The sequence below is a fragment of the Kaistia sp. SLG-1 genome, assembly GCF_059699055.1.
In genome coordinates, this window is sequence record NZ_AP048544.1 from 977,176 (window position 1) to 1,003,900 (window position 26,725).

General features: G+C 66.5%; 24 protein-coding genes. 14 read left to right on the plus strand and 10 right to left on the minus strand.

The features are described from left to right. The first annotated feature begins 331 nt into the window (after window positions 1-331). The 5 genes from urtB to urtE all read left to right on the plus strand — a co-directional run bounded on the left by urtB (window position 332) and on the right by urtE (window position 4,817). Window positions 332-1,945, plus strand: coding sequence for an urea ABC transporter permease subunit UrtB (gene urtB, locus AC6HZP_RS04350; RefSeq protein ID WP_497526734.1), 1,614 nt, complete (start codon window positions 332-334; stop codon window positions 1,943-1,945). Between the two features lie 70 nt (window positions 1,946-2,015). After that, the gene (gene urtC, locus AC6HZP_RS04355; RefSeq protein WP_497525543.1) at window positions 2,016-3,170 is read left to right on the plus strand and encodes an urea ABC transporter permease subunit UrtC; all 1,155 of its coding nucleotides are present in this window, start codon (window positions 2,016-2,018) and stop codon (window positions 3,168-3,170) included. A 5-nt stretch (window positions 3,171-3,175) separates the two neighbouring features. Then, a complete protein-coding gene (gene urtD, locus AC6HZP_RS04360) occupies window positions 3,176-3,952 on the plus strand; it encodes an urea ABC transporter ATP-binding protein UrtD (RefSeq protein ID WP_497525544.1) in 777 nt (258 codons plus the stop codon). Window positions 3,953-3,954: 2 nt separating this feature from the next. Beyond that, window positions 3,955-4,119, plus strand: a complete 165-nt coding sequence (locus AC6HZP_RS04365; protein ID WP_497525545.1) for a hypothetical protein — start codon at window positions 3,955-3,957, stop codon at window positions 4,117-4,119. 2 nt (window positions 4,120-4,121) lie between these two features. Beyond that, window positions 4,122-4,817 (plus strand): urea ABC transporter ATP-binding subunit UrtE, encoded by a 696-nt coding sequence (urtE, locus tag AC6HZP_RS04370; protein ID WP_497525546.1) that lies wholly within the window; start codon window positions 4,122-4,124, stop codon window positions 4,815-4,817. Here urtE and AC6HZP_RS04375 read toward each other — a convergent pair. From AC6HZP_RS04375 to AC6HZP_RS04400, 6 genes are all read right to left on the minus strand, one after another. Beyond that, the gene (locus AC6HZP_RS04375) at window positions 4,807-5,004 is read right to left on the minus strand and encodes a hypothetical protein (RefSeq protein ID WP_201402422.1); all 198 of its coding nucleotides are present in this window, start codon (window positions 5,002-5,004) and stop codon (window positions 4,807-4,809) included. The genes urtE and AC6HZP_RS04375 overlap by 11 nt on opposite strands. A 148-nt stretch (window positions 5,005-5,152) precedes the next feature. Beyond that, window positions 5,153-7,318 carry a right-handed parallel beta-helix repeat-containing protein gene (locus AC6HZP_RS04380; RefSeq protein WP_497525547.1) on the minus strand — a complete coding sequence of 722 codons (2,166 nt, stop codon included), beginning with the start codon at window positions 7,316-7,318 and terminating at the stop codon, window positions 5,153-5,155. A 146-nt stretch (window positions 7,319-7,464) separates the two neighbouring features. After that, window positions 7,465-8,097 (minus strand): 2-dehydro-3-deoxy-6-phosphogalactonate aldolase, encoded by a 633-nt coding sequence (locus tag AC6HZP_RS04385; protein ID WP_497525548.1) that lies wholly within the window; start codon window positions 8,095-8,097, stop codon window positions 7,465-7,467. Between the two features lie 23 nt (window positions 8,098-8,120). Further along, window positions 8,121-9,056 (minus strand): 2-dehydro-3-deoxygalactonokinase, encoded by a 936-nt coding sequence (locus tag AC6HZP_RS04390; protein WP_201402425.1) that lies wholly within the window; start codon window positions 9,054-9,056, stop codon window positions 8,121-8,123. A 155-nt stretch (window positions 9,057-9,211) separates the two neighbouring features. Then, complete coding sequence (locus AC6HZP_RS04395) at window positions 9,212-9,634, minus strand: lysozyme inhibitor LprI family protein (RefSeq protein WP_497525549.1); 423 nt, start codon at window positions 9,632-9,634, stop codon at window positions 9,212-9,214. A gap of 61 nt (window positions 9,635-9,695) precedes the next feature. Then, the gene (locus AC6HZP_RS04400; RefSeq protein WP_201402427.1) at window positions 9,696-10,721 is read right to left on the minus strand and encodes a substrate-binding domain-containing protein; all 1,026 of its coding nucleotides are present in this window, start codon (window positions 10,719-10,721) and stop codon (window positions 9,696-9,698) included. A 397-nt stretch (window positions 10,722-11,118) separates the two neighbouring features. Here AC6HZP_RS04400 and AC6HZP_RS04405 point away from each other — a divergent pair, with 397 nt between their 5' ends. The 6 genes from AC6HZP_RS04405 (at window position 11,119) to AC6HZP_RS04430 (ending at window position 17,831) form a co-directional block, all read left to right on the plus strand. Then, window positions 11,119-12,387, plus strand: a complete 1,269-nt coding sequence (locus AC6HZP_RS04405) for an ABC transporter substrate-binding protein (RefSeq protein WP_201402428.1) — start codon at window positions 11,119-11,121, stop codon at window positions 12,385-12,387. A gap of 132 nt (window positions 12,388-12,519) precedes the next feature. Beyond that, the gene (locus AC6HZP_RS04410; protein ID WP_497525550.1) at window positions 12,520-13,488 is read left to right on the plus strand and encodes a carbohydrate ABC transporter permease; all 969 of its coding nucleotides are present in this window, start codon (window positions 12,520-12,522) and stop codon (window positions 13,486-13,488) included. After that, entirely contained in the window at window positions 13,488-14,318 is an 831-nt protein-coding gene (locus AC6HZP_RS04415) for a carbohydrate ABC transporter permease (protein WP_201402430.1), read from the plus strand. The genes AC6HZP_RS04410 and AC6HZP_RS04415 overlap by 1 nt, the downstream gene beginning before the upstream one ends. A gap of 2 nt (window positions 14,319-14,320) precedes the next feature. Further along, window positions 14,321-15,991, plus strand: a complete 1,671-nt coding sequence (gene bglA, locus AC6HZP_RS04420) for a beta-galactosidase BglA (RefSeq protein WP_497526735.1) — start codon at window positions 14,321-14,323, stop codon at window positions 15,989-15,991. A gap of 30 nt (window positions 15,992-16,021) precedes the next feature. Next, complete coding sequence (locus tag AC6HZP_RS04425; protein ID WP_497525551.1) at window positions 16,022-17,110, plus strand: ABC transporter ATP-binding protein; 1,089 nt, start codon at window positions 16,022-16,024, stop codon at window positions 17,108-17,110. Window positions 17,111-17,183: 73 nt separating this feature from the next. After that, a complete protein-coding gene (locus AC6HZP_RS04430; RefSeq protein ID WP_201402433.1) occupies window positions 17,184-17,831 on the plus strand; it encodes a glutathione S-transferase family protein in 648 nt (215 codons plus the stop codon). A gap of 9 nt (window positions 17,832-17,840) precedes the next feature. Here the strand turns inward: AC6HZP_RS04430 and AC6HZP_RS04435 are convergent, their stop codons facing one another. The 4 genes from AC6HZP_RS04435 to AC6HZP_RS04450 all read right to left on the minus strand — a co-directional run bounded on the left by AC6HZP_RS04435 (window position 17,841) and on the right by AC6HZP_RS04450 (window position 21,226). After that, the gene (locus AC6HZP_RS04435) at window positions 17,841-18,518 is read right to left on the minus strand and encodes an RES family NAD+ phosphorylase (protein ID WP_497525552.1); all 678 of its coding nucleotides are present in this window, start codon (window positions 18,516-18,518) and stop codon (window positions 17,841-17,843) included. Continuing rightward, window positions 18,515-19,027 (minus strand): MbcA/ParS/Xre antitoxin family protein, encoded by a 513-nt coding sequence (locus AC6HZP_RS04440; protein WP_497525553.1) that lies wholly within the window; start codon window positions 19,025-19,027, stop codon window positions 18,515-18,517. The genes AC6HZP_RS04435 and AC6HZP_RS04440 overlap by 4 nt, the downstream gene beginning before the upstream one ends. Window positions 19,028-19,528: 501 nt before the next feature. Beyond that, the gene (locus tag AC6HZP_RS04445) at window positions 19,529-20,134 is read right to left on the minus strand and encodes a cysteine rich repeat-containing protein (protein WP_497525554.1); all 606 of its coding nucleotides are present in this window, start codon (window positions 20,132-20,134) and stop codon (window positions 19,529-19,531) included. Between the two features lie 195 nt (window positions 20,135-20,329). Beyond that, on the minus strand, window positions 20,330-21,226 hold the full coding sequence (locus tag AC6HZP_RS04450) for an SMP-30/gluconolactonase/LRE family protein (RefSeq protein ID WP_497525555.1): 897 nt from the start codon (window positions 21,224-21,226) through the stop codon (window positions 20,330-20,332). Between the two features lie 202 nt (window positions 21,227-21,428). Here AC6HZP_RS04450 and zwf point away from each other — a divergent pair, with 202 nt between their 5' ends. From zwf to cysG, 3 genes are all read left to right on the plus strand, one after another. Continuing rightward, window positions 21,429-22,910, plus strand: coding sequence for a glucose-6-phosphate dehydrogenase (gene zwf / locus AC6HZP_RS04455; RefSeq protein ID WP_201402438.1), 1,482 nt, complete (start codon window positions 21,429-21,431; stop codon window positions 22,908-22,910). A gap of 246 nt (window positions 22,911-23,156) precedes the next feature. After that, on the plus strand, window positions 23,157-24,971 hold the full coding sequence (gene edd / locus AC6HZP_RS04460) for a phosphogluconate dehydratase (RefSeq protein ID WP_497525556.1): 1,815 nt from the start codon (window positions 23,157-23,159) through the stop codon (window positions 24,969-24,971). Between the two features lie 309 nt (window positions 24,972-25,280). Next, window positions 25,281-26,717, plus strand: coding sequence for a siroheme synthase CysG (gene cysG, locus AC6HZP_RS04465; protein ID WP_497525557.1), 1,437 nt, complete (start codon window positions 25,281-25,283; stop codon window positions 26,715-26,717). Window positions 26,718-26,725 lie beyond the last annotated feature (8 nt).

The window sequence follows — 26,725 nt, forward strand, 5'->3', positions numbered from 1 at the left end:
AGGCGGCGCGTCCGCCTCCCGGACTGGCCTCTAAAGCGCGCTACATCGGGGGGAAGATACCCCCTCCCCAAAACCGGCCATGCCGGTTTTGACCCTCCCTCGAGGGGAGGGTTCAGGGCGGAGCGGTTTCGCGAGGCTGGTGAATCGCGAGACCGGATCGCCGGGTCGTGCTCCGCTTGAACCCTCCCCTTGAGGGAGGGTCGAAAACGCCCTTCGCGTTTTCGGGGAGGGGTCGGACAAGGACGAACTCTCCGCCGCGTTTGCGCGGGCCCCGACCGACGGACGGCCCGCCAGCTCCTGTCCAGATACCGAGGACAAATCCGTGGTCGACATGATCCAACGTTTCAAGGCCCTTCTCGCCGTCCTGGCTCTCGTCCTCGTCGCCGCGCTGCCGGCCCGGGCGGACGATCTGAAGCCGCTGGTCGACGGGCTCGGCAAGACCGGCTACGCGGCGCTGAAGGATGCCGTCGGCGCGCTCGGCGCGAGCGGCGACCCGGCCGTGGCGCCCGTGCTGCAGGCGCTCGGTGCCGGCGATCTCTATGTGCGGAAATCCGACCGCGCGGTGTTCACCGCCGTGAAGGCCGATGGCGGCTTCAGCCTGAAGGATCCGCTCACCGGCGCCGATGCCGGCACGGCCGGTTCGCGCGACGTCGAGAAGATCAAGGTCAACAACGCGGTCCGCGAGGCGGTGACATCCGCGCTCGGCTCGCTGACGCTGATGAGCGCCGATCCGGCCAAGCGCCGCGCCGCGGCCGCCGACATGTTCCGGAACAGCGATCCGGCCCAGATACCGCTCCTCGACCAGGCGATCGCCAAGGAGACGGATCCGGCCATCGCCACCACGCTGCAGATGGCGCGGGCCGCGGCGATCCTGAAATCCGACGCTCCCGACGCCGACAAGGTCGCCGCCATCGCCGCGCTGCAGGCAAAGGGCGGCCGCGAGGCGCTCGGGCAGCTGACCGCGATCGAGGCCTCGGCGCCGGACGGTGCGGTCAAGGCAGCGGCCGGGAGCGCGATCACCGCGATCCACGGCACGTTGCAGCTCTGGGACGGCGCGCAGAACATCCTTTACGGCGTCTCGCTCGGTTCCGTCCTGCTGCTCGCCGCGATCGGCCTTGCCATCACCTTCGGCGTCATGGGCGTCATCAACATGGCGCATGGCGAGATGGTCATGCTCGGCGCCTACACGACCTTCGTCGTGCAGGAACTGATCCGTAACAATGCGCCGTTCCTGTTCGACTGGTCGCTGGCGATTGCGCTGCCGCTCGCCTTTCTCGTCGCGGGCCTCGTCGGCGTCCTGATCGAGCGCATGGTGATCCGCTATCTCTACGGCCGGCCGCTGGAAACCCTGCTCGCCACCTGGGGCGTGTCGCTGATCCTGCAGCAGGCGGTCCGCACCTGGTTCGGCCCGAACAACCGCGAGGTCGGTAATCCCTCCTGGATGTCGGGCGCCTTCGAGCTCGGCAACTTGACCATCACCTACAACCGCATGTGGATCGTCGTCTTCGCGCTGGTCGTGTTCGCGGCGCTGATGCTGGTCCTGAAGCGGACGTCTTTCGGCCTGCAGACCCGCGCCGTGACGCAGAACCGGCCGATGGCGTCCTCGATGGGCATCCGCACGCCCTGGGTCGACGCGCTCACCTTCGGCCTCGGCTCCGGTATTGCCGGCATCGCCGGCGTCGCGCTCAGCCAGATCGACAATGTCAGCCCCAATCTCGGCCAGGGCTACATCATCGATAGCTTCATGGTCGTGGTGTTCGGCGGCGTGGGCAATCTCTGGGGCACGCTGGTCGGCGCCTTCACGCTCGGCATCGCCAACAAGTTCCTCGAGCCCTATGCCGGCGCCGTGCTCGGCAAGATCCTCGTCCTCGTCTTCATCATCCTGTTCATCCAGAAGCGCCCGCGCGGCCTGTTCGCGCTGAAGGGCCGGGCGGTGGAGGCATGAGTGTCTTGATGTCCGCATGGGCCGTGGCCCGCATCCATCCCACGCTCCGGACGTCGAAAGGGCTCGCCCGATGCTGACCGCCTTCCTCCTGCGCGCCCTCGACCGCCGCACCTCGATCGTCCTCCTGGTCATCCTCGGCATCGGCGTCCTGCTGCCGGTGCTGAACCTCGCGACCGACCCGTCGAGCCCGTTGCATGTGCCGACCTATGTGCTGACGCTGCTCGGCAAGTACCTGACCTACGCGCTGCTGGCGCTCGCGGTCGATCTGGTCTGGGGCTTCTGCGGCATCCTCTCGCTCGGCCACGCCGCCTTCTTCGCGCTCGGCGGCTATGCCATGGGCATGTACCTGATGCGCCAGATCGGCGACCGCGGCACCTATGGCAATCCGCTCCTGCCCGACTTCATGGTCTTCCTGAACTGGAAGGAGCTGCCTTGGTTCTGGACCGGCTTCGACCATTTCTGGTTCGCCGCGCTCATGGTGCTCCTGGTGCCCGGCCTGCTCGCCTTCGTCTTCGGCTGGTTCGCCTTCCGCTCCCGCGTCACCGGCGTCTATCTCTCGATCATCACCCAGGCGATGACCTATGCGCTGCTGCTCGCCTTCTTCCGCAACGACATGGGCTTCGGGGGTAACAACGGGTTAACAGACTTCAAGGACATTCTGGGCTTTGACATCCAGGCGGATGCGACGCGCGGCGCATTGTTCTTCGCCTCGGCGCTGGCGCTCGCGGCCGGCTTCTGGATCTGTCGCGCCGTCATCGCCTCGAAGTTCGGCAAGGTGCTGGTCGCCGTCCGCGACGCCGAGAGCCGGACCCGCTTCATCGGCTATAGGGTCGAGGGCTACAAGCTGGTCGTCTGGACGCTGTCGGCCATGATGGCCGGCGTCGCCGGCGCCCTCTACGTGCCGCAGATCGGCATCATCAACCCCGGCGAGTTCGCCCCCGCCAACTCGATCGAGGCGGTGATCTGGGTGGCGGTCGGCGGTCGCGGCACGCTGATCGGCCCGATCGTCGGCGCGCTGCTCGTCAATTTCGGCAAGACCTGGTTCACCAGCGGCATGCTGGCCGAATACTGGCTCTTCGTCCTCGGCGGCCTGTTCGTGCTCGTCACCCTGTTCCTGCCCAAGGGCGTCGTCGGCACGCTTCTGGCCCGGGACCGGAAGAAGCCGGTGGAGAAGCCGATCGAGGACGTCGTGGCGCCGGGCGCCGTTGGACAGGCAGCGGAGTGAGCCTCATGAACACGGCAAATACCCAGGTCGCGAACGCCAAGGCCAAGGATTCGCTGCTCTATCTCGACGGCGTCAGCGTCTCCTTCGACGGCTTCAAGGCGCTGCGGGGCCTGTCGCTGGTGATCGAGCCCGGCGAGATGCGGGCGATCATCGGCCCGAACGGCGCCGGCAAGACGACGATGATGGATGTCATCACCGGCAAGACCAAGCCGGATTCGGGCGACGTCTACTTCGCCGGCGATACCGATCTGACCCGCATGGACGAGGCGTCGATCGCCTCGCTCGGCATCGGCCGCAAGTTCCAGAAGCCGACTGTCTTCGAGAGCCATACCGTCTGGGACAATATCGACCTGGCGCTCGCCGGCGTCCGCAAACCCTTTGCCACGCTGTTCCACCGCACCTCGAAGGCCGAGATCGCGCGGGTGGAGGAGATCCTCGCCACCATCCGTCTTGCCGACAAGCGCGACTGGCTCGCTGCCAATCTCTCGCATGGCCAGAAGCAGTGGCTGGAGATCGGCATGCTCCTGGCGCAGGAGCCGAAGCTGCTGCTCGTCGACGAGCCGGCGGCCGGCATGACCGACGCCGAGACGGCCGAAACGGCGATCCTGCTCAAGGAGATCGCGAAAACCAAATCGGTGGTGGTGGTCGAGCACGACATGACCTTCGTGCGCGACCTCGGGGTCAAGGTGACCGTGCTGCATGAGGGATCCGTCCTCTCGGAGGGCTCCCTCGACGCGGTCTCGGCCGATCCCAGGGTCATCGAAGTCTATCTGGGGCGCTAGCCATGACGCAGCGGCCCGCCGGCGAGCGGCCTGGGGATCCGGGACCGGATCCGCCGCAGCGGCCGCCGCTGGACGCCAAGCGCCCGTCACGCCGCGCCGCCGCCTGGAGCCTCGCGCTGAAGGGGCCGGGGGAGGCGACGCAGGAGCCGGAAGCCGAAAAGGACTGATCATGCTCGAAGCGAAGAATGTCGATCTCTTCTATGGCGCCGCGCAGGCGCTCCGCCATGTCTCGCTCTCGGCCGAGACCGGCGAGGTGACGTGCCTGATGGGCCGCAACGGCGTCGGCAAGACGAGCCTCTTGCGCGCCATCGTCGGCCAGCGGCCGATTGCGGGCGGCGAGATCCTGTGGGAGGGCAAGCCGCTCGGCCGCATGGCGCCGCACGAGCGGGCCAAGGCCGGCATCGCCTATGTGCCGCAGGGGCGGGAAATCTTCCCGCTCCTGTCGGTGAAGGAGAATCTCGAAACGGGCTATGCCCCGCTCGCGCGTCGCGAGCGCAACATTCCCGATTACGTGTTCGATCTGTTTCCGGTGCTGAAGGATATGCTTAGCCGGCGCGGCGGCGACCTGTCAGGCGGTCAGCAGCAGCAGCTCGCCATCGGGCGCGCGCTGGTGATGCGGCCCCGGCTGCTCGTCCTCGATGAGCCGACGGAGGGCATCCAGCCGTCGATCATCAAGGATATCGGCCGTGCGATCGAATGGCTGCGCGCACAGGGGACCATGGCGATCCTTCTGGTCGAGCAGTATTTCGATTTCGCACATGAACTGGCCGATCGATTTGCTGTGATGGATCGCGGTGAGATTGTCGTCTCGGGCACGCAATCCGAAATGGGCTCGGACATCGTCCGCGCCCATCTCACCGTATGAAGCAACGCTCCATCGCCTCGAGATCGCGGGGACGCCGCGTCTCGGTCCGGCGTTCCATCTTGCGATAGAGCGCGCGGATATCGTCGGAATGCACGCCGTCGCTTGCCATCAGCATGGCGATGATCGGCTCATGCAGCAGTTCGTTGAGTGAAGCCTCCCGTGGGAAGCAGGCGGTGGAAACGTCCATGACGGTTCTCCTGATCTCGCTTCATAGGCCTCATACTACACAGATCAGTATGCGGATTTTATGACGTCGGTCACAAGCGGGTTCACTTTCGCTTGAGGCGTTCGCTCTCGCGATCGTGAACCCTACTTGGTTGCTTCGTCAGCCTTATTCAACGGCAGTTGGCGGACAAAGTGCCGGGGGTGACGACCGTGCCGGCGACCGAGAAGGTCGCGCCGCCCGTCTGGACCAGATCGGTCGACGTCCACTGACCCGTCGCCGCCGCGCAGTCGGCCTTCGCCGTGCCGACCTTGATGTCGCCGGAGATGTTGCCGAGCGTGCCGGCGAGATAGACGGCTTCCTGGCCGGCGCTCTCCACCTTCACATTGTCGAAGCTGACATTCTGGAGCGGCATCCCGAAGAAGGGAGACGGGCCGTAGAGATAGATGCCGTGGTCGGCGACGTCGCGGATGGCGATGTTGGAGAAGTGGATGTCGCTCGAACCCATGTTCAGCATGATGCCGCTGCGGCTCTGGCCTTCGATGACGACGTTTGAGACCTGGATGTCGCTGGCGGGCTTGGCGAAGCCGGACGGTCCGATGAACTGCAGCGCATTGACGCCGCCGATCAGGGTCAGGTCGTCCATCTTGATGCCGGTCGACGACATCATGACCATCAGGTCCATCGTGCGCTGCGCCATGGAGTTGTCGATCGTGAGCTTGTGGATCGACGCGTCCTCGACGCCGACGAACTGGACCGCCTCGCGCCGCGTATTGCTGATCGAGACGTTCTCGATGGTCAGGCCGGTCGTCGGATTGGGCGCGTAGGAGCGCCAGTCGTCGTTATCCTCGAACTGGGCATTGGCGAAGATGCCGTAGGTGGTGTTGCGGATATCGACGTCGCGGATCGTCACGTCCTTGGCCGAGAACAGCGAGATCGCCGCGTTCGGCACGCTGCGGCTCGGATTGAAGATCGAGAATTCGCAGGTGGTGTTGTTCTGGCAGATCGTCAGGTCGTGGATCTTCGTGTTCTCGATCAGCGCGCCGTCGACGCCGCTCAGGAAGATGCCGTGGCTCGCCGTTTCGGCGATGTCGAGGCCGCGCAGGGTGATGTTCTCGACGTTCTTGCCGACAACGCCGTCGCGGCCGCCGCGGATCGACAGGCCGACCGCGCCGCTGTCGTCGGCCATGGCGAGCACGTCGGCGTTGGCGTTGCTGCCGACGAGCTTCGTCTCGGCGCCGGAGCGCGTGAAGGTGGCCGCGCCGCCGCTGCGGGCGCCGACGATTTCCAGGCCGCCCTTGCCGCCGACGATGAACTGGCCGGAGGAAAGCAGCAGCGACTGATTGAGCTGGATCACGCCGTCCGCGAGGATCAGCGCGTTCTTGCCGGCGGCGGCGAGCGCCTCGTTGATTTCGGCCGCGTTGCCGGTCGCGGACGAGATGGTGCGGACATTGCCGACCAGATTGCCGGTATCCTTGTAGATCGCCGCTTCCGCGTCGCCCGTCGCGCCGACGCGCGTGCGGATGAAGTTGGCGCGCTCGACGCGCTGCATCAGCGGATCGCGCGCCGCAAGCGCCGGTCCTGCCTTGCCGAGCGGGATGCGCAGCCGGGCCAGGAACTGGCCCTGGGCCTTGTCCTCGTTGTCGTAGGTCAGGCCGGCCGACACGCTGAAGGTCGAGCCCTGCGTGAAGCCGGGCAGATCGGAGAAGGAGAGCTCGGCCCGGGCGCTGACGCCGGTGATGTCGTCGAACCGGCCGTCGCCGTCATACCAGTAGCCGCCGCCATAGAGCATCATTTGGGCGGACGACTTGGCGTCGAAGATCGGCAGGCGGAAGCCGGCCTCGCCGTCGAAGCCGGCGAGCGCCCGCTCCTGGCCGGCGCGGAACACCAGGCGGCCGGCCTCGATCAGGGCGGCGTTCGCCTCGGCGGCGGAGCCGTACTTGTCGCCGAAGGGCAGGTAGCCGTTCAGGCGGAAGACCATGTCGCGCGAGATCAGCTCCGCGCCGGCCGAAACCTGGTGAAAGTTGTTGTCGTGGCCGCTGCGCAGATAGTCGTAATAGCCGTAGGCGCCGACGGTCCAGACGCCATCCAGGTTCATGCGCCAGCCGAGGCCGGCGGAGAACTGGGTCATCTGGTCGTTGTTCATGTGGCCGCGGATGTCGCCGAAGCCGATCGAGCGATCGCCGAAGCCGAACGGCAGGAAGATGTCGAAGCCGCCGAGCGCTCCGTTTTCCTGGCCGCCCCCGAGCGTGAATTCGACGGTCGGTCCGATGGCGTCGGCCCGAGCCGCGGTGGATATGGCGAGCGAGGAGGCAGCGCAGAGAAGCGCTGCGATCATGTGTGATCGCATGGTCGGAAATCCCGGTTTTCAAATTAGGCCGGGATTTGAAACAAATCGCCCGGCAGGCATGCCGGGCGATATAGATACGAATCAAGTCATTGAAAACAAATATGTTTTCTCATTAGACTAATGAGAAAGTAAGCTTACGCAACGATGGTTGCAGCCTTGAAGGCTGCAACCAGTTTGTGTGCCCGCTCGCCCACTTCGCCAGCCGTCATTCCCGGCTTGTAGATGTTCGAGCCGATGCCGAAGCCGGCGCATCCGGCCTGGATATAATCCCCGAAATTGGTCTCGTTGGCGCCGCCGACGGCGAGCACCGGAACGTGCTTCGGCAGCACGGCCTTCATCGCCTTGATGCCGGACGTGCCGATCAGCTCGGCCGGGAAGAACTTCAGCGCATCGGCGCCGGCCGAAAGCGCCGCGAAGGCTTCCGTCGGCGTGAACACGCCGGGGTAGGATTCCATGCGCAGCGCCTTGGTCTTGCGGATCACCGCGAGGTCGGCGTTCGGCGAGACGACGAGTTCGCCGCCGACGTCCCGGACCCCCTGGACCTGGTCTTCAGTCAACACCGTGCCGGCGCCGATCTTGGCGCGGCCCGCCGCGCGCCGGACCATGGCCGCGATGGAATCGAAGGGATCGGGCGAGTTCAGCGGCACTTCGATCAGCGTGATGCCGGCGCCGATCAGCGCGTCGAACACATCATCTGCCTCGGGCGGGGTGATGCCGCGCAGGATGGCGATGATCGGAATGTGATTGCCGAAGAGGGGATGGGTCATGGTGCTTTATCCGAAGGTCGTTCTCAGAGGAGGCCGTTGGCGCGGGCGAGGCGGATGAGGCCGCGGCGGACAAGGGCGGAGCCGTCGCGCGTCTCGGCCTTGTGGCCGGCGACCTTGAAGGCGGCGTCGTAGGAGCGGGCGAGCGTGCGCGAGCCGATGATGCGGATCGGCCGCTCGGCGTCGAGCAGCCCGATCTGCTTCGCCGCCGCGATCTCGCCGCCGATGACGAGGCCCGACAGGTAGGCGAGATTGTCGTCGCCGGAGACGCCGTCGAGCAGCTGGCGCACGCGGACCGAGAAGATCGCGCCGAGGAAGGGCAGCCCCTCGAGGACGCTGCGCCGGACCGCGAGAGCGAAATGTGGCGAACCGGCGATGTCGTCGGAATCCTCGGCGACGGAATGGCGCAGCAGCGATTTGCGCGCGAGCAGCTCGAAGACCTCGCCGGTCAGGAAGGTCTGGAACGTGGTGATCTCACCGTTCTCGATCGCCGCCCATTTGGAATGGGTGCCGGGGAGGATGGCGATGCCGCTGAAATCGGGCTCCTCCTCGATCAGGCCGATCAGCTGGGTCTCCTCGCCGCGGATGACGTCGCCGTCGCGCGTTTCCGAGCGCAGCACGAGCCCGGGTACGATCGCCATCGGCCGGTGGTCGGAGGTCTCGAACTTGAGCAGCCCCTGCGCGAGCGCTTCCGCCGAGGCCGGCACATTGACGTAGACCGCCTCGTGCCAGCCCTGCCGGCTGCCGACCATGCCGGCCATGATCGCCGGCACCTTGGGCCAGTTCGCGACGACCGCGTTGAAGGCGTCCTCATGGCCGGCGCCGCCGAGCGCGCCGATGCCGTCCGCGCTGTCCGCTTCGTCGAGAACCGCGCCATTGCCATCGAGCAACATGGCGCGGCAGCGGGTCGTGCCCCAGTCGACGGCGATCAGGGCGGCGTTGGCGAAGGGAGCGGCGGGCATTCTGCTTTTGATCCGTCAGTTCTAATTGCGGGCAGGATGGAACGGTTGTTCGATGATCGGCCGCTCGTGTCAAGGCGACCGGACGGCGCGGCCAGAGCGTTTTCGCGCGAAGTGGATACGGATTCGCGTCAAGAAAACGCGGCCAGACGGCGCGGCTAGATCCCGCGATAGGCGCGCAGCGCCAGCACCCGCTGCTTTACCAACTCGGCATTTTCCCGGGCGAAGGTCACGGAAAGCTTGGCGCCCTGAGCGCTTGCCCGGCGTACCGCCTGGAAGCGCTGCTCGGAGGACATGAAGCCTTCCCACTGCTTCTGCGAGCCGCGCAGCAGGGCGCGCGATTGCGCGTCGAGCGACGCCGACAGGGCGAAGAAGGCGGCCGCCATTTCCTTTTCCCAGGCGGCGCGCGCCGTGTCGAAGCAGGCGATCATGGCCGGGCTGGTGCTGGTCTCCGGCTTGCCGAGGCATTCCGCCAGCGCCGTGTCGATCGGATCGGGCGCTTCGCTCACCGTCTGCGCCTGCGCCGGCGTCGAAAGCGCTCCCGCCGCAAGAAGCAGCAGGCCGGCCAGGATGGGGCGCATCGCGTTCAACTCCGCTCGGGCAAATCACCGGCTGTGATTTCCACCGGATCGGGTGTCGCGGTCAATCCCGGGGCGCTGGACCGGTCGAGCCGCGGATGACGAGGTCCACCGGCCACAGTTCATGGATGCTGCCGGGGGCGCGGCCGTCAGCGATGATTTCCATCAGGAGTTCGCCGATGCGCGTGCCGGCGGACCGGATCGACGAGCGGGTCGTCGACATGGTGGGCACCATGGCGTCCGGGCTCAGGAACGGAATGACGTCGTCATGGGCGATCATCGAGATGTCGCGGCCGAGCACCAGCCCGGCGGAGCGGATAGCGCGCAGCGCGCCGAGCGACATCATCATCGAGGAGACGAGCAGCGCCGTCGGACGAGGGCGTTCCGCGAGAAAACGGGCCGTGACGCGGTAGCCGTTCTCGTCGCTCATCGTGCCCTCGGCGATCAGCCGGTCGTCGGCGGCGATGCCATGGTCGGCCAGCGCCGCGCGGAAGCCGCGCTCGCGGTCGATGGCGAAGGTGTGCCGCGTCTCGCCGTTGATCAGGCCGATGCGCCGGTGGCCGAGATCGAGCAGATGCTTGGCGGCATGGCGGAAGGCGCCCTCATTGTCGATGTCGAGCCAGGCATAGCTGTGCCGGGTCTGCGAGCGGCCGTGCACGACGAAGGGGAGGCCGATCTCGTTCAGGAGGGCGATGCGCGGGTCGTCGACAACCGGGCTCGACAGGATCACGGCGTCGACGCGCGAACTGACCGCCATGCGGCGGTAGGTGGCCATCTCGTCGCCGGCACGGGACGGCGACAGCACGATGTCGATCTCGTCCTTCATCAGCCTTTCGCCGAGGCCGGCCTGGAACTCGACATAGTGCGGATCGAGCAGCATGTTGCGGTCGGTCGGCAGGACGATGCCGATGGCGCCGGAGCGGCCGGTGGCGAGCCGGCGCGCGCTGGCGTTCGGGCGATAGTCATAGCGCCGCGCCGCGTCCAGCACCCGCCGTCGCGTGTCCTCGTTGACTTCGGGATATCCGTTCAACGCCCGGCTCACGGTCGTCTGCGACAATCCCAAGTGCGACGCCAGTTCCTTCAGCCTCATGTGGAAAAGCATCCTCCCGAAATCATTCAAAGCGCTTTCAATCGTCCTGGCAAGCGCGCTGTCGCGGAACCGCCCCGAGCCGGCCGAGCCTGCTGCACTGCGGAAACCGTCAATGGCAGCAAAGCGTCCGGAAAATCAAGAAATTACGCTGATTTATCGTATGAAATTGAAAGATTATCATATTGCAGCGCACATTCGACCCGTCGGCTGTCGGGGTTGACAGTGGAGCGGCTTGCCGGTGAGAATGCCCTCAAAGCGCTTTGAGGAGAGTGTGAAGGTACAACCTTCGCCAAGGGCGCTTTGGAAGCGGGAGGCCTGGCGGTTCGGGGTGCAAGGCACTGGCGAGGCCCGGTTTCCAAGTTTCTGTCATGGACAGTCTCTCAGGGAGGTTCCTGCAATGAACTTGCGCTCTGCGCTTCTGGCCTTCGGGGCCGGTATCGTGTTGATGGGCAGTGCTGCCAATGCCGCCAATCTGTCGATCGTCTCGGGCGACACCGGCAATGGCCTGGCCGTGCTGCGCGAACAGCTCGACCTGTTCGAGAAGGCGACCGGCAACAAGGTCACCATCGTGCCGATGCCGTCGTCGACGAGCGATCAGTTCGGCCAGTACAAGCTCTGGCTCGCCGCCGGCAATTCCGACATCGACGTCTACCAGACCGACGTCATCTGGGCGCCGCAGCTGGCCGACCAGCTGCTCGATTTGACCGATGCGACCAAGGACGTCATCGGCGCGCATTTCCCGTCGATCGTCGAATCGCAGACGGTGAACGGCAAGCTCGTCGCCATGCCGCTCTTCACCGACGCGCCGGCTCTCTACTACCGCAAGGACCTGCTCGAGAAGTACGGCAAGACGCCGCCGAAGACCTGGGACGAGCTCGCGGCGACCGCGAAGGAGATCCAGGACAAGGAGCGCGAGGCCGGCAACAAGGACATCTGGGGCTTCGTCTGGCAGGGCAATTCCTATGAAGGCCTGACCTGCAACGCGCTCGAATGGGTCAAGTCGAACGGCGGCGGCCAGATCATCGAGGCCGACGGCTCGATCTCGATCAACAACCCGCAGGCCGTCGAAGCGCTGGACCGCGCCAAGGGCTGGGTCAACACCATCTCGCCGCCGGGCGTGCTCGCCTATCAGGAAGAAGAGGCGCGCGGCGTCTGGCAGACCGGCAATGCCGTGTTCATGCGCAACTGGCCCTACGCCTACGGTCTCGGCAATGGCGCCGACTCGGCGGTGAAGGACAAGTTCGACGTCGTTCCGCTGCCGGCAGGCTCCGGCGAGGGCGCCAAGTCGGCCGCGACGCTGGGCGGCTGGAACCTGGCCGTCTCGAAGTATTCGAAGAGCCCGAAGGAAGCCGTCGAGCTGGTGAAGTTCATCACCTCGCCCGAGATGCAGAAGCTGAAGGCCCTCAAGGCCTCCAACCTGCCGACGATCCAGGCCCTCTATGACGATGCCGACATCGCCAAGGAGCAGTCGATCATCCCGCGCTGGAAGGAAGTCTTCCAGAACGCCGTGCCGCGTCCTTCGGCTCCGGCCAAGGTCAAGTACAACGAAGTGTCGTCCAACTTCTGGACCGCCACGCATGACACGTTGAGCGGCAACGGTTCGGCAGCTGACAACCTCGAGCAGCTCGAGGCCAAGCTGACCAAGCTCAAGGGCGCCAACTGGTAACATCCAGAAGCCCGGCCGGAAGCCTCAGTGGCTTCCGGCCGGTCTCTTTGGTTTTCTGCGTGGCGGGCAAGGTCCCGCCACCTTCCATCGATGACGACCGAGGCATCGGTCCAACCAGCGAGAGCCGAGAACATGGCGGTAGCCGAGACAATTACCGCGCCGGTCGAGGGAGTGCGATCGGACCTGATGCGCCAACGCGTGCGCTCGGCCTGGATCTTCCTGGCGCCCATGCTGGCCGTCCTGGCGCTGGTCGCCGGCTGGCCGCTGCTGCGCAGCATCTACTTCTCCTTCACCGACGCTTCGCTTGCCAATATCGAGGCGGCGCAATGGATCGGCTTCGAGAACTATTTCTCGGCCACGACGCTGAAGAGCGGCAAGGTCCTCTATGACGGCCTGCTGGTCGATCCGATCTGGTGGCGCGCCGTCTGGAACACCGTCAAGTTCACCATCGTCTCGGTGACGCTGGAAACCATTTTCGGCACCATCGTCGCGCTGGTGCTGAACGCCGAATTCAAGGGCCGCGGCATCGTCCGCGCCGCCATCCTGATCCCCTGGGCGATCCCGACCGTCGTCTCCGCCAAGATGTGGGGCTGGATGCTCAACGACCAGTTCGGCATCATCAACGACGTCCTGCTCAATCTCGGCATCATCAGCCAGAAGATCGCCTGGACCGCCAATCCGGACACCGCCATGCTCGCGGTGCTGGTCGTCGACATCTGGAAGACAACGCCGTTCATGGCGCTGCTCATCCTCGCCGGCCTGCAGATGGTGCCGGGCGACATCTACGAGGCCGCCAAGATCGACGGCGTGCATCCGGTCAAGGTGTTCTTCAAGGTGACGCTGCCGCTGATCCGGCCGGCCCTGATGGTCGCGGTGATCTTCCGCATGCTCGACGCGCTCCGGATCTTCGACCTGATCTATGTGCTGACGCCGAACAACTCGCAGACCAAGACGATGTCGGTCTATGCCCGCGAGAACCTGTTCGACTTCGACAAGTTCGCCTACGGCTCGGCCGCCGCGACCTTCCTGTTCCTGATCCTCGCGGTGATCACGGTGGTCTACATCGTCGTCGGTCGCGTCAATTTCGACGGAGGCCGCTGATGGTCTGGACCCTCGCCAAGCGGACCGCCTTCTATGCGCTGGTCCTGCTCATCGTCTTCATCTCGGTGTTTCCGTTCTATTACGCGATCCTGACCTCGTTCAAATCGGGCACGGATCTGTTCCGGATCGACTACTGGCCGAAGTCGCTGGTGCTCGACAACTACGTCGCCGTCCTGACGCAGGGCAGCTTCGTCCGCAATCTCGGCAACTCGCTGCTGGTGTCGACGGTGACGGTGGCGATCTCGCTGCTGCTTGCGGTGACAGCGTCGTTCGCGCTCGCCCGCGTCCGCTTCCGCGGCCGCTCGCTGCTGCTCTTCACCATCCTGTCGGTGTCGATGTTCCCGCAGATCGCGGTGCTCGCCGGCCTGTTCGAGATCGTCCGCTTCTTCGGCATCTTCAACACGCCGCTGGCGCTGATCTTCGCCTACATGATCTTCACGCTGCCGTTCACCGTGTGGGTGCTGACCACCTTCATGCGGGACCTGCCGATCGAGATCGAGGAAGCGGCGATCGTCGACGGCGCCACGCCCTGGGTGATCATCACCAAGGTGTTCATGCCGCTGATGTGGCCGGCGCTGGTGACGACGGGCCTGCTCGCCTTCATCGCCGCCTGGAACGAGTTCCTGTTCGCGCTGACCTTCACCTCGTCGAACGCCACCCGCACGGTGCCCGTGGCGATCGCGCTCTTGTCCGGCGCCAGCCAGTACGAAATTCCCTGGGGCAACATCATGGCCGCGTCGGTGATCGTCACCGTGCCGCTGGTCGTGCTGGTGCTCATCTTCCAACGCAAGATCATCTCCGGCCTGACCGCCGGTGGCGTAAAGGGCTGATGATGAACGAAGCAGTATCCGGCGGCGCAGCGTCCCCCGCGCTGGCCGCCGACGCCAACTGGTGGCGCGGCGCGGTCCTCTACCAGATCTATCCGCGCTCGTTCCAGGACACGGATGGCGACGGGGTCGGCGACCTGAAGGGCATCACCGCCCGGCTCGACCACATCGCCTCGCTCGGTGTCGACGCGATCTGGATCTCGCCCTTCTTCCAGTCGCCGATGAAGGATTTCGGCTACGACGTCTCCGACTATTGCGCCGTCGATCCGCTGTTCGGCACGCTGGAGGACTTCGACAAGCTGATCGCCGAGGCGCATGCCCGCGGCATCCGCGTCACCATCGACCAGGTGCTGTCGCACACCTCCGACCAGCATGCTTGGTTCAAGGAGAGCCGCTCGTCCAAGACCAATGCGAAGGCGGACTGGTATGTCTGGGCCGACGCCAAGCCGGACGGCACGCCGCCCAACAACTGGCTGTCGATCTTCGGCGGCTCGGCCTGGGAGTGGGACACGACCCGCTGCCAGTACTTCCTGCACAATTTCCTGACCTCGCAGCCGGATATCAACTTTCACTCGAAGGCAGCGCAGGATGCGCTGCTCGACAGCGTCGAGTTCTGGCTGAAGCGCGGCGTCGACGGCTTCCGCCTCGACACGGTGAACTTCTACGTCCACTCGCAGGGCCTCGAGGACAATCCGCCGTCGAAGCTGGAGGACCGCAACTCGCCCGAGGCGCCGGCGGTCAACCCGTACAACTGGCAGGATCACATCCACGACAAGAGCCAGCCGGAAAACCTCGAATTCCTGAAGCGCCTGCGCGCGCTGCTCGATCGCTATCCTGGCCAGACGACGGTCGGCGAGATCGGCGACGGCCCGCGCTCGCTGAAGACGATGGCGGCCTATACCGCCGGCGGCGACAAGCTGCACATGTGCTACACGTTCGACTTCCTGAGCCCGATCTTCACGAAGGAGCACTTCGTCAATCGGATCAAGGCGTTCGAGGCGATCGTCGGTGATGGCTGGCCGTGCTGGGCCTTCTCCAACCACGACATCGTCCGCCATGTTTCACGCTGGACCACGGACGGCGACTATGACGCCGTGGCCAAGCTCGCCGCCAGCATCCTGCTGTCGCTGCGCGGTTCGGTCTGCCTCTACCAGGGCGAGGAACTCGGCCTGACCGAGGCGGATATCGCCTATGAGGATCTGCAGGATCCCTACGGCATCCGCTTCTGGCCCGAATTCAAGGGCCGCGACGGCTGCCGCACGCCGATGGTCTGGGAATCGAATGGCGCCCATGCCGGCTTCTCGGCGGCCAAGCCGTGGCTGCCGGTGCCGCAGGAGCATGTGGCGCGGGCGGTCAACCGCGAGACGGCCGACCGCGCGTCGGTACTGGCGCATTACCGCCAGGCGATCGCCTTCCGCCGCGCCCATCCGGCGCTGCATGACGGCTCGATCGCCTTCGTCGACTCGCCCGCCGACGTGCTCGCCTTCGTGCGCGAGACGGAGGGCGAGAAGATCCTCTGCGTCTTCAATCTCGCCGGCACCGCGGCGAGCTTCACGGTTCCGGCCGGGACGACGGTATCGGCGCTCGACGGCAGCGGCTTTGCCGCTTCGCTCGACGCTTCGGGGCGGACCGTCAGCCTCGGCGGCCGCGACGCATTTTTCGGCAAGATCGCCTGAACAAGAAACGGGCACGGGAAGGAAACAGACATGGCCGGCTTGCTGCTACGCGACATCAAGAAAGCCTATGGCACCGTCAAGGTCCTGCACGGCATCGATCTCGACATCAAATCGGGCGAGTTCATCGTCTTCGTCGGTCCGTCCGGCTGCGGCAAGTCCACGCTGCTGCGCCTGATCGCGGGCCTCGAGGACATCACCTCCGGCACGCTGCAGATCGACGGCAAGGTGGTGAACCAGCTGGCGCCGTCGAAGCGCGGCATCGCCATGGTGTTCCAGAGCTACGCGCTCTATCCGCACATGACCGTCTACGACAATATGGCCTTCGGCATGAAGCTCGGCGGCGGCGGCAAGGAAGAGATCGACCGGCGCGTGCGCGAGGCGGCCAACGTGCTGCAGATCACGCCCTATCTCGACCGCCTGCCGAAGCAGCTTTCGGGCGGCCAGCGCCAGCGCGTCGCCATCGGCCGCGCCATCGTGCGCGATCCCAAGGTGTTCCTGTTCGACGAGCCGCTGTCGAACCTCGACGCGGCGCTGCGCGTGCAGACCCGCATCGAGATCAACAAGCTGCACGAGCGCATGGCCGGCGTGACGATGATCTACGTCACGCACGACCAGGTCGAGGCGATGACGCTGGCCGATCGGATCGTCGTGCTGAATGCCGGCCGGGTCGAGCAGGTCGGCGCGCCGATGGAGCTCTATCACAACCCCGACAACCTCTTTGTCGCCAAGTTCCTCGGCTCGCCGTCGATGAACACCATCCCCTGCGTGGTCGAATCGGGCGGTGCCAGCCCGCGCGTCCGCCCGAACGGCGGCGAGGCGATCGCCGTCCGCGCCGCCATTCCGGAGAGCGCCGCCGGCACCAAGGCGACCTTCGGCGTCCGGCCCGAGGATCTCGTGATCACGACCGGCGACGACGCGATCTTCCGCGGTACCGTCGACATCATCGAACAGCTCGGCGAAGTGACGCTGATCTATGTCGATATCGGGACCGAAGAGCCGATCGTCGCCAAGCTGGAGAACGACATCCAGGTCACCAAGGGCGACACGGTTGGGCTCACCTCGCCGCTGAAGCACCTGCAGGTCTTCGACGAGAAGGGCGTTGCCTACCGCCGCAATTGACGGCTGGGCTGCAGTGATTTCCGGGCTGGCGGATTTTCCGCCGGCTCGATCCCATGGAAAGCGAGGGAATGCCATGACTCTCACGCTCTACATGCATCCGCTGGCTTCGTTCTGCCAGAAGGCGCTGATGGCGCTCTACGAGACGGAGACGCGCTTCGAGCCGCGTCTCGTCGATCTCGGCGACCCGGCCGAGCGGGCGGAATTCAACGCGCTCTGGCCGATCGGCAAGATGCCGGTGCTGCGCGACCAGGCGCGCGGCCAGATCGTGCCGGAATCGACCGTCATCATCGAGTATCTGGCGCGCTTCTATCCGGGCCGGACCCGCTTCATCCCGGAAGATCCCGATCTCGCCTGGCAGACCCGGCTCGCCGATCGCTTCTACGATCTCTATGTGCACGAGCCGATGCAGAAGATCGTGACCGACAAGCTCCGGCCGGAAGGGCGCGGCGATCCGCATGGCGTCGAGGCCGCGCGGGCGACGCTCCGGACCTCCTACGACATGCTGGAAAAGGCCCTCGGTAATCGCTTCTGGGCCATGGGCGACGCTTTCACCATGGCGGACTGCGCCGCGGCCCCGGCGCTGTTCTACGCCAACGAGGTTCAGCCCTTCAACGAATCCCACCCCGGCCTGTTCGGCTATTTCGGCCGGCTGCTGGATCGCCCGTCCTTCGCCAGGGTGGTCGCCGAGGCGAGGCCCTATTTCGGGCTGTTTCCGGGCTGACCGGCGGCCTCAGGCCAGCCGGCGGGCGACGATCTTGCCTTCGGTGCGGACCGTCAGTTCGAGGTGTCCTGCCTGCGTGACCTCCTGGATCTTCGACGGCCGGTAGGCGCAGACATTGACGCCGCCGCGATGGCGGAGGCTGTCATAGAGGATGCCGTCGCCGCCCTCGGCACGGATCGCCTCGCCGAAAGCCTGCGGCGCGGCATAGTCGGCGCGGGCATAGAGGTCCGGCCGGGTCTCCGCCATCCCTCGCGTATCGACATAGAAGGCGCCTTCGATGCGGGCGGTGTAGGCGCGGTAGGTGGTGACGAAACGGTCGGCGCCCGAGCGCAGCATTTCGCGGCGGAGGTGATGCGACACCTCCGCGATGCAGGTCTCGACTGACATCGCGCCATACCAGGCGCCGAGCGCGCCGCCGGAAAAGCGCAGGCCGGTTGGCGGCGTGTGCAGGAACGAGGCCATGACGACGCTCGCGTTCGGCCGTCCATAGACCCATTCGGCGCGGGGGAGGCGGGCGGCGCGCTCGGCCACCAGCCGGTCGTTGGTCCAGCCCTCCAGCTCCAGGACGGCAGCGAGATCGTCGGCCGAGGCGACGTCCTCGAAGGCCGAAATCGGCGGAAACCGGGACGGAATCAGCCGGTGGGTCGGCTGCTCGATCGCGACTTGCGGAAAATCGGATGCGGTCATGCCCAGACGATGTCGCTCGTCTCGATCGGCGCGATCTCGTCGTCGAAGCCGGGGAGGGGCGCGGAGAACAGGCCGCCGCGCCAGGCGTCGAGATGGCGGCGCAGCAGCATCATGCCGTCCTGCGTTCCGGCCGTGATCAGTGCCATCGGCGGCTGGCCGCCGAACAACGGACCGGTGTTCCCGGTTGTTAACCACCTGTTAGCCTCGGCGTCGCTCGGGAAGACGATTTTGAGCGCCTGGTAGATGCCGAGCAGGGCGGAGATGCGGATCAGCGTGTCGACCGGCAACATCAGCTCGGTCCCGCTCCGCGCCTTGGCGAGCCAGCCGAAATAGGTCGAGCGTCCGGGCTGGCCGAGAATGCGCATCCGCTCGGCCTCGCCGAGCCCCCAGCGATCGGCGATGGCGCTGAAGGTGCGGAGCCCGGGCCCGCCGAGGCGACGCCGGGCCGACGCCGCGAAGCGGTCGGGCGCTACGGTGGCGAGTTCAGCGGTTCGGGCGAGGCGGGGCATGGCGGCGCTCCTTTATCCAATCATGGATAAGATAGTCCAATATTGGACTGGATCAAGGGGCGGTACGGGGGTGTGGAGGCGAGGGAGAGGGAGAGGGAGAGGGAGAGAGAAAGGGGGAGGGAAGGGCAAGGGAAAGGGAAAGGGAAAGGGGGTGGCTAGTTCGGCCTGCTAGGGTCTGGCAGCGGCAGGCGTCAAAGGGATAAGGCTTTCTTGAACCTCCCCCTGGAGGGGGACGAAAACGCCCTTGCGTTTTCGGGAGCGGGGCGCGCCGCCTGCCGCAAGTCCGACGGAGAACCCCTCCCCAAGACCGCCCGAAGGCGGTCTTGACCCTCCCTCAAGGGGAGGGTTCAGGGATGGCTCCAGTTTTGAATAGGGACCAGAAACTCAGGGGGCGCGCGGGGTAGGGGGGCGGAGATCCCTTCATCGCTTCATGAGAAGTATGAAGGGACGGGGAGAAGGACGAAGGGATCCGTGCCGCGCGATTTCCCCGACCTCAGCCGGTCACTGGGCAAGGGGCGCGAGGGCCTTCTGGCAGCGCGGCGAGAGAGAGGCGGCGTTCTCCTTCAGGCAGGCGACGACATTGCCGCCGCCGATCGGCACGCCGCGGCAGTGGCTGCGGAAATCCTTGGCGCAGGACTGCCGCACCAGCGCCAGTTCCTGGCGCGGCGTTAGCGTTCCCGGGGCCGGGGTGGCCTCTGGCGCGGCGGCCTTCGCCGCCGGCGCGGCGGTTGTCTTGCCAGGGGTCGTCTTGCCGGGAGCGGTCGTGGTGGTGCTCTGACCGGTGGGCTTGCTATCCGCCGGCGCGGCGGATGCGGCTGGTGCTGCGGGAGCGGGCGTTGTCGCCGCGCTGCCGCCGACCGCCTGCACGGCGGTCCGGCAGGCGTCGGAGAGCTTGGCCACGCTCTGCTGCAGGCAGGCCAGCGCCGCCTTGCCGCCCGGAGGAATGCCGGCGCAATGGCTCTTGTAGTCGGCCGGGCAGGCGGAGCGGATCGCCGATTGCTGGGCTTCCGTCGGCGTCTGCGCTTGCGCGCCGCTCAGGCCGAAGACAGCCCAGACGAGCAGGGCCGGCAGGATCGCATGAATAGAATCGGGAAAATTCCTCGTCATGGCAACCTCCACTAAGGGGGTTCTACCATGACGGTGGAAAGGCGGCGATTTGCGGGCCGGATCTTCTGGCTAAAGCAGAAATTCCCCTGCGGCAGGGTGGCGATCTTGTTTCGATCCGGCTCTCTGCCGGGCCGTCAGGACTTGCGGGAGGTCCGCCAAAGCGGCCGGAGGGCAGCGCCCTCCGGGAAAGCGCGATCAGCGATCGAGCCGGAACACGTTTTCCGCCAGGCCTGGCGCCTCGGTGCGGATGGCGAACAGGCCGCCGGCCAGCCGCTCGAGCGGGCCGTTTCCGCCCTGCGCGGTGGTGATGTAGAGCGTCTTCAGGTCGGCGCCGCCGAAGGTGCAGTTGGTGATGTTCGAGACCGGCATGTCGAGGATGCCGGCGACCTTGCCCTCGGGCGAGACGCGGACGACGCAGCCGCCGCCATAGCGGCAGTTCCAGACATGGCCCTCGCTGTCGATCTGCGAGCCGTCCGGGCCGCCGCGCTCGAAGCCGGAGAACCAGGGCCGGTCGTTCGAGACGGCGCCGGTCGCCGGGTCATAGTCGAACTGCCAGATCTCGTTCTTCATCGTGTCGCCGGTGTAGAAGCGCTGGCGCGCGACGTCCCAGCACATGGTGTTGGTGATGCCGATCTCCGGCTTGATCGTCGAGACGCGGCCCTTGTCGTCGACGAGGTAGAGGCCGCCCGCCTTGTTGTCGGTGATATCGACGCCGGAGCCATCGGGCGCGACATTGTTGAACATCGAGCCGACGACGAGGTTGCCGAACGGGTCGGGCCGGCCGTCGTTCAGCCGCGCCTTCGGGAAGTTCGGCTCCGGGACGGAGAAGTCGGTGCGGCTGTCGGTCTCGGGCTTCCAGAGAATCACCTTCGAGGCGAGGGCGGCGATCAGCGTGCCCGGACGATCGGTGAGGCCGAGCGTCGTCACCGGCTCGTCGAAGATCCAGTTCTGCGTCGTTTTCGTCGCCGGATCATAGCGATGGATGAGGAAACGGTTGATGTCGGTCCAGTAGACGGCCTGCTCGGCGGCGCTCCAGACGACACCTTCGCCGCAGCGATCGCCGGCCGGTACGACGCAAACTGGATCGGTCATGTGCATTTCCCCCGTTGCCCCTTGGGGGCTCGTTTAAGCGACTGAATTCGCTTAGCGTGTCGTCGCTGCCGTTACACGCGAATCTCGTCGCAAGGATTTTATTTCGGTTCTCTAATTTTGTCCCTCAACATATGACGCGGACTTGATTAGGACATGGCTGCAGACCAGCTGAGGCCCGGCTGACGCCGGAAAGAGGGAATTCATGACCAGTCGTATCATCGCCGTCGACCCCTTCGATCTCGTCGTCTTCGGCGCCACGGGCGATCTCGCCTATCGCAAGCTTATGCCGGCGCTCTACCATCGCCACCGCGACGGTCAAATCCCCCCGGTTGCCCGCATCATCGGCGCGTCGCGTCGCCCCATGAGCGACGAGGCCTACCAGAAGCTGACCGAGGCGGCGCTGGAGAAGTTCGTGCCGGCGGACGAGCGCGAGCCGGAGCAGGTCGCCTCGTTCCTGAAGCGGATCTCGTATGTCGCGATCGACGCGACGGCCGAGAAGGCCGGCTGGCCGGATCTCGTCGAGGCGCTGAAGGATGGCAAGGACCGCATCCGCGCCTTCTACCTGGCGGTGGCGCCGGACCTGTTCGGCATCATCTGCGAGGGCCTCGGCGCCCATCATCTCGTGACGCCGAAGACGCGCGTCATCATCGAGAAGCCGATCGGCAAGAGCCTCGCCTCCGCCAACGAGCTGAACGACTCGATCGGCAAGGTGTTCAAGGAAAGCCAGATCTACCGCATCGATCATTACCTCGGTAAGGAGACGGTGCAGAACCTGATGGCGCTCCGCTTCGCCAATGCGCTGTTCGAGCCGCTCTGGAACGCCAACCACATCGACAACGTGCAGATTACGGTCGCCGAGAGCCTCGGCGTCGAGGGTCGCGCGGGCTATTACGACACGGCCGGCGCGCTGCGCGACATGGTGCAGAACCACATCCTGCAGCTGCTCTGCCTCGTCGCCATGGAGCCGCCGGGCCGCTTCGACGCCGACGCGCTGCGCGACGAGAAGCTCAAGGTGCTGCGCTCGCTGAAGCCGATCGTCGATGGCGAGGTCGACAGCGTCACCGTCCGTGGCCAGTACAAGGCCGGCGCCTCGGCCGGCGGGCCGGTCCCCGGCTATCTGGAAGAACTCGGCCGCGACGATTCCACCACCGAGACCTTCGTGGCCATCAAGGCGGAGATCGAGAACTGGCGCTGGGCCGGCGTGCCCTTCTACATCCGCACCGGCAAGCGCCTGCCTTCGCGCCTCTCCGAGATCGTCGTCAACTTCAAGACGATCCCGCATTCGATCTTCGGCGACAGCGCCGGCCAGCTCGCTTCCAACCAGCTGGTCATGCGCCTGCAGCCGGACGAGGGCGTGCGGCTCTGGCTGATGATCAAGGATCCCGGCCCGGGCGGCATGCGCCTGCGCCACGTTCCGCTCGACATGAGCTTCGCCGAGACCTTCAAGGTGCGCAGCCCCGAGGCCTATGAGCGGCTGATCATGGACGTGATCCGCGGCAACGCCACGCTGTTCATGCGCCGCGACGAGGTCGAGGCGGCGTGGAAGTGGATCGATCCGATTCTCGAGGGCTGGGCGGCTTCGCGCGAGGCGCCGAAGGGCTACACCGCCGGCACCTGGGGCCCGTCCTCGTCGATCGCCCTGATCGAGCGCGACGGCCGCACCTGGCACGAAGAAGGCGCCTGAGCGAAAACCCGCCGCCGCGGGGCGGCGGGAACGCGGCTTGAGCGATAGGGCTTCGGCACAAGACCGATGCTCCAACAAGATGAGAACGGCCGCGCCGAACCAGATCGGCGCTGTCGCCGTTTCCAAGAAATGACCACCGAACGGGGAACCCTCTCCCGTTCACGGGAGGGCGTGGGGAGAGGGGTTTGAAGCGGGCGGCGCCACCGGGCCTCTCGCAGGTTACGGTTGCCCAGGAGACACCACGTCATGTCCATCCACCCGAAGATCCTCGAAGTGACGGATCGGATCCGGGCTCGCAGCGAGAAGTCGCGCGGCCTCTATCTCGATCGCCTCGCTGCCGCCCGCGACTCAGGCCCCCGCCGCGCGTCGCTCGCCTGTGGCAACCAGGCGCATGGATTTGCTGCCTGCGGTCCGGCCGACAAGGCGGCGCTGAAGGGCGACGTGGTGCCCAATCTCGGCATCATCACCGCCTATAACGACATGCTCTCCGCCCACCAGCCCTACGAGACCTATCCGGAACTCATCCGGCAGGCGGCGCGCGAGGTTGGCGGCGTGGCGCAGGTCGCCGGCGGCGTGCCGGCGATGTGCGACGGCGTCACCCAGGGCCAGACCGGCATGGAGCTGTCGCTGTTCTCGCGCGACGCCATCGCCATGGCGGCGGCGATCGGCCTGTCGCACAACACCTATGACGCGGCCGTCTACCTCGGCATCTGCGACAAGATCGTCCCGGGCCTCCTGATCGCGGCGCTGACCTTCGGCCACCTGCCGGCGATCTTCATTCCCGCCGGCCCGATGACCTCCGGCCTGCCGAACAGCGAGAAGGCGCGCGTGCGCCAGCTCTTCGCCGAGGGCAAGGCGACCCGCGCCAACCTCTTGGAGGCCGAGAGCGCCTCCTATCACGGCCCCGGCACCTGCACCTTCTACGGCACCGCCAACACCAACCAGATGCTGATGGAGATCATGGGCCTGCACCTGCCCGGATCCTCCTTCGTCAATCCGAACACGCCGCTGCGCGAGGCGCTGACCCGCGCCGCCGCCAAGCGCGCGCTCGCCATTACCGCGCTCGGCAACGAGTTCACGCCGATCGGCGAGATCATCGACGAGAAAGCGGTGGTGAACGGCGTCGTCGGCCTGAACGCCACCGGCGGCTCGACCAACCACACGCTGCACCTCGTCGCGATGGCGAAGGCGGCGGGCATCCAGCTGACCTGGGACGATTTCTCGGATCTCTCCGACGTGGTGCCGCTCCTGACCCGCGTCTATCCGAACGGCATGGCCGACGTGAACCATTTCCACGCCGCCGGCGGCATGGGCTTCCTGATCCGCGAGCTGCTCAAGGCGGGCATGCTGCACGAGGACGTCACCACGGTGTGGGGAACGGGCCTCTCCGGCTACACGGTCGAGCCGAAGCTCGGCGATGACGGCGCCATCCACTGGCGCGAGGCGGCGACGGAAAGCCTCGACGAGAAGGTGCTGGCGCCGGTCGAGAAGGCGTTCCAGCCGACGGGCGGCCTCAAGCTGCTCTCCGGCAATATCGGCCGCGCCGTGATCAAGGTCTCGGCCGTCAAGGCGGACCGCCACGTCATCGAGGCGCCGGCCAAGGTGTTCCATACCCAGGACGCGCTGATCTCAGCCTTCAAGGCGGGCGAACTGACCGAGGACTTCATCGCCGTCATCCGCTTCCAGGGCCCGCGCGCCAACGGCATGCCGGAACTGCACAAGCTGACGCCGACGCTGGCGGTGCTGCAGGATCGCGGCCTCAAGGTGGCGCTGGTCACCGACGGCCGCATGTCGGGCGCTTCCGGCAAGGTGCCGGCGGCGATCCACGTCACGCCCGAGGCGGCGGCCGGCGGGCCGATCGGCAAGGTGCGCGACGGCGACCTGGTCCGGCTCGATGCGGTCAACGGCACGCTCGAAGTGCTGGTCGACGCGGCGACCTTCGCGGCGCGGCCGCAGGTCGAGGAGGATCTCTCCGGCAACGAGTTCGGTTTGGGCCGCGAGCTCTTCGCCATGTTCCGCGCCAGCGCCGCCCCGGCCGAGCTCGGCGCCGGTGTGTTCTAGGGCGCCGACGGCAATATCTCGATAAACACTATGAGATAAGTCGTGTATAATTCGTTCTTCTTGGCTCCGCCGGAAGCGGGGTCAAGAAGAGCGCGAGGAAATCCGACCGGAATGACTGGGCAGGGCGGGCGATTGACGCAGGAATACGCTTCCTCGTCATGCGCACCGCCTTGCGTGGAATGTTTTTTCAAGCCGCTTTGCGAGATTGGAACGCGGATCGTCGTCTTTGGGCGCTGAAGTCTCTAGAAGTCTGCAATCGTTCCAGACTTCGCGGGATCCGTTCGTCGGGTCGCGCCCGAGGAGAGACGGATGGCTGCGGTCCATCGCACGGTTCAGCGCAAGCTCGGCACCTTTCCGGCCTTCCACAAGGTCGAGGGCCGCCGGGTCGTGATCGCAGGCGGTGGCGACGAGGCGGCGGCCAAGATCCGCCTGCTCGCCGAGACCAGCGCCGACATCGTCGTTTTCGCGACCGCGCTGGAAGACGAGGCGCGGCGAGATCTCGAAGCCGCCGGCGCCAGGCTGGAGCCCCGTTTCCCGGAAGCCGCCGATCTCGCAGATGCGGCGCTCGTCTTCGCCGCGACCGGCGATCTGGAGAGCGACCGCGCCGTACGCGACCTCGCCAAGGCGGCCGGCGTTCCGGTCAATGTCGTCGACCGTCCCGATCTCTGCGATTTCTATACCCCGGCGCTGGTCAACCGCGCGCCGCTTTCGATCGCGATCTCCACGGAAGGCGCCGCGCCGGTGCTGGCGCGCCACGTTCGCGCCCGCATCGAGGCGATGTTCGCGCCGCGCCTCGGCGATCTCGCCGACCTTGCCGAGCGCCTCAGGGCGCGGGTCGCGGAAAAAATCGGCTCCGGCGAGGCGCGCCGCCGCTTCTGGGCGCATTTCTTCACCGGGCCGACCGCCGCCAAGGTGCTGGCCGGCCAGATCGAGGACGGCGAGGGCGAGGCCACCGCTGCGATCGACGCCGCCGCCGCGCAGTCGGCAACCGTCGGCCATGTCAGCCTGGTTGGCGCGGGTCCGGGTGCGGAGGATCTGCTGACGCTGCGCGCCCAGCGCCTGCTGCAGGAAGCCGACGTCATCGTCTATGACAAGCTGGTGCCGGAGGCGATCGTCGCCATGGGCCGGCGCGATGCGCTGCGCATCTATGTCGGCAAGGCCAAGGGCGCGCATGCCGCCAGCCAGGACGAGATCAACGCCATTCTCGTGCGCGAGGCGCGCGACGGCCGCCGCGTCGTCCGGCTGAAGTCGGGCGATCCGCTGATCTTCGGCCGCGCCGGCGAGGAGATGGCCGCGCTGCGCGAAGCCGGCGTCCCGTTCGACATCGTGCCCGGGATCACCGCCGCGTTCGCTGCCGCCGCCGAGAACGAGATCCCGCTGACGCTGCGCGACGTCGCCTCGACGCTCGTCGTCGCCACCGGCCACGACATGCGCGGCGATACGCTGCCCGACTGGGCCGGCCTCGCGCTCTCGGGCGCCACCGTCGCCGTCTATATGGGCCGCAGCGTCGCCACCCGGGTCGCGGCCAAGCTGATCGAGAACGGCCTCAGTGCCTCGACGCCGGTCGCCGTCATCGAGAATGCCTCGCGCGCCGATCGCCGCGCCTATGCCGGCCGGCTCGACGAGCTGGCTGAAATCGCCGACCGGCCGGAGCTCGACGGCCCGGTCGTCATCATCGTCGGCCGCGTGGTCGCCGAGAGCGCGGTCGGCGTCAAGCCGCTGCCGCTCGTGGCGCTGGCGGCATGAGGATACGG

Coding starts and splice junctions, on each gene's coding strand:
- urtB (WP_497526734.1), top strand. CDS start 332: ATGATCCAACGTTTCAAGGCCCTTCTCGCCGTCCTGGCTCTCGTCCTC.
- urtC (WP_497525543.1), top strand. CDS start 2,016: ATGCTGACCGCCTTCCTCCTGCGCGCCCTCGACCGCCGCACCTCGATC.
- urtD (WP_497525544.1), top strand. CDS start 3,176: ATGAACACGGCAAATACCCAGGTCGCGAACGCCAAGGCCAAGGATTCG.
- AC6HZP_RS04365 (WP_497525545.1), top strand. CDS start 3,955: ATGACGCAGCGGCCCGCCGGCGAGCGGCCTGGGGATCCGGGACCGGAT.
- urtE (WP_497525546.1), top strand. CDS start 4,122: ATGCTCGAAGCGAAGAATGTCGATCTCTTCTATGGCGCCGCGCAGGCG.
- AC6HZP_RS04375 (WP_201402422.1), bottom strand. CDS start 5,004: ATGGACGTTTCCACCGCCTGCTTCCCACGGGAGGCTTCACTCAACGAA.
- AC6HZP_RS04380 (WP_497525547.1), bottom strand. CDS start 7,318: ATGATCGCAGCGCTTCTCTGCGCTGCCTCCTCGCTCGCCATATCCACC.
- AC6HZP_RS04385 (WP_497525548.1), bottom strand. CDS start 8,097: ATGACCCATCCCCTCTTCGGCAATCACATTCCGATCATCGCCATCCTG.
- AC6HZP_RS04390 (WP_201402425.1), bottom strand. CDS start 9,056: ATGCCCGCCGCTCCCTTCGCCAACGCCGCCCTGATCGCCGTCGACTGG.
- AC6HZP_RS04395 (WP_497525549.1), bottom strand. CDS start 9,634: ATGCGCCCCATCCTGGCCGGCCTGCTGCTTCTTGCGGCGGGAGCGCTT.
- AC6HZP_RS04400 (WP_201402427.1), bottom strand. CDS start 10,721: ATGAGGCTGAAGGAACTGGCGTCGCACTTGGGATTGTCGCAGACGACC.
- AC6HZP_RS04405 (WP_201402428.1), top strand. CDS start 11,119: ATGAACTTGCGCTCTGCGCTTCTGGCCTTCGGGGCCGGTATCGTGTTG.
- AC6HZP_RS04410 (WP_497525550.1), top strand. CDS start 12,520: ATGGCGGTAGCCGAGACAATTACCGCGCCGGTCGAGGGAGTGCGATCG.
- AC6HZP_RS04415 (WP_201402430.1), top strand. CDS start 13,488: ATGGTCTGGACCCTCGCCAAGCGGACCGCCTTCTATGCGCTGGTCCTG.
- bglA (WP_497526735.1), top strand. CDS start 14,321: ATGAACGAAGCAGTATCCGGCGGCGCAGCGTCCCCCGCGCTGGCCGCC.
- AC6HZP_RS04425 (WP_497525551.1), top strand. CDS start 16,022: ATGGCCGGCTTGCTGCTACGCGACATCAAGAAAGCCTATGGCACCGTC.
- AC6HZP_RS04430 (WP_201402433.1), top strand. CDS start 17,184: ATGACTCTCACGCTCTACATGCATCCGCTGGCTTCGTTCTGCCAGAAG.
- AC6HZP_RS04435 (WP_497525552.1), bottom strand. CDS start 18,518: ATGACCGCATCCGATTTTCCGCAAGTCGCGATCGAGCAGCCGACCCAC.
- AC6HZP_RS04440 (WP_497525553.1), bottom strand. CDS start 19,027: ATGCCCCGCCTCGCCCGAACCGCTGAACTCGCCACCGTAGCGCCCGAC.
- AC6HZP_RS04445 (WP_497525554.1), bottom strand. CDS start 20,134: ATGACGAGGAATTTTCCCGATTCTATTCATGCGATCCTGCCGGCCCTG.
- AC6HZP_RS04450 (WP_497525555.1), bottom strand. CDS start 21,226: ATGACCGATCCAGTTTGCGTCGTACCGGCCGGCGATCGCTGCGGCGAA.
- zwf (WP_201402438.1), top strand. CDS start 21,429: ATGACCAGTCGTATCATCGCCGTCGACCCCTTCGATCTCGTCGTCTTC.
- edd (WP_497525556.1), top strand. CDS start 23,157: ATGTCCATCCACCCGAAGATCCTCGAAGTGACGGATCGGATCCGGGCT.
- cysG (WP_497525557.1), top strand. CDS start 25,281: ATGGCTGCGGTCCATCGCACGGTTCAGCGCAAGCTCGGCACCTTTCCG.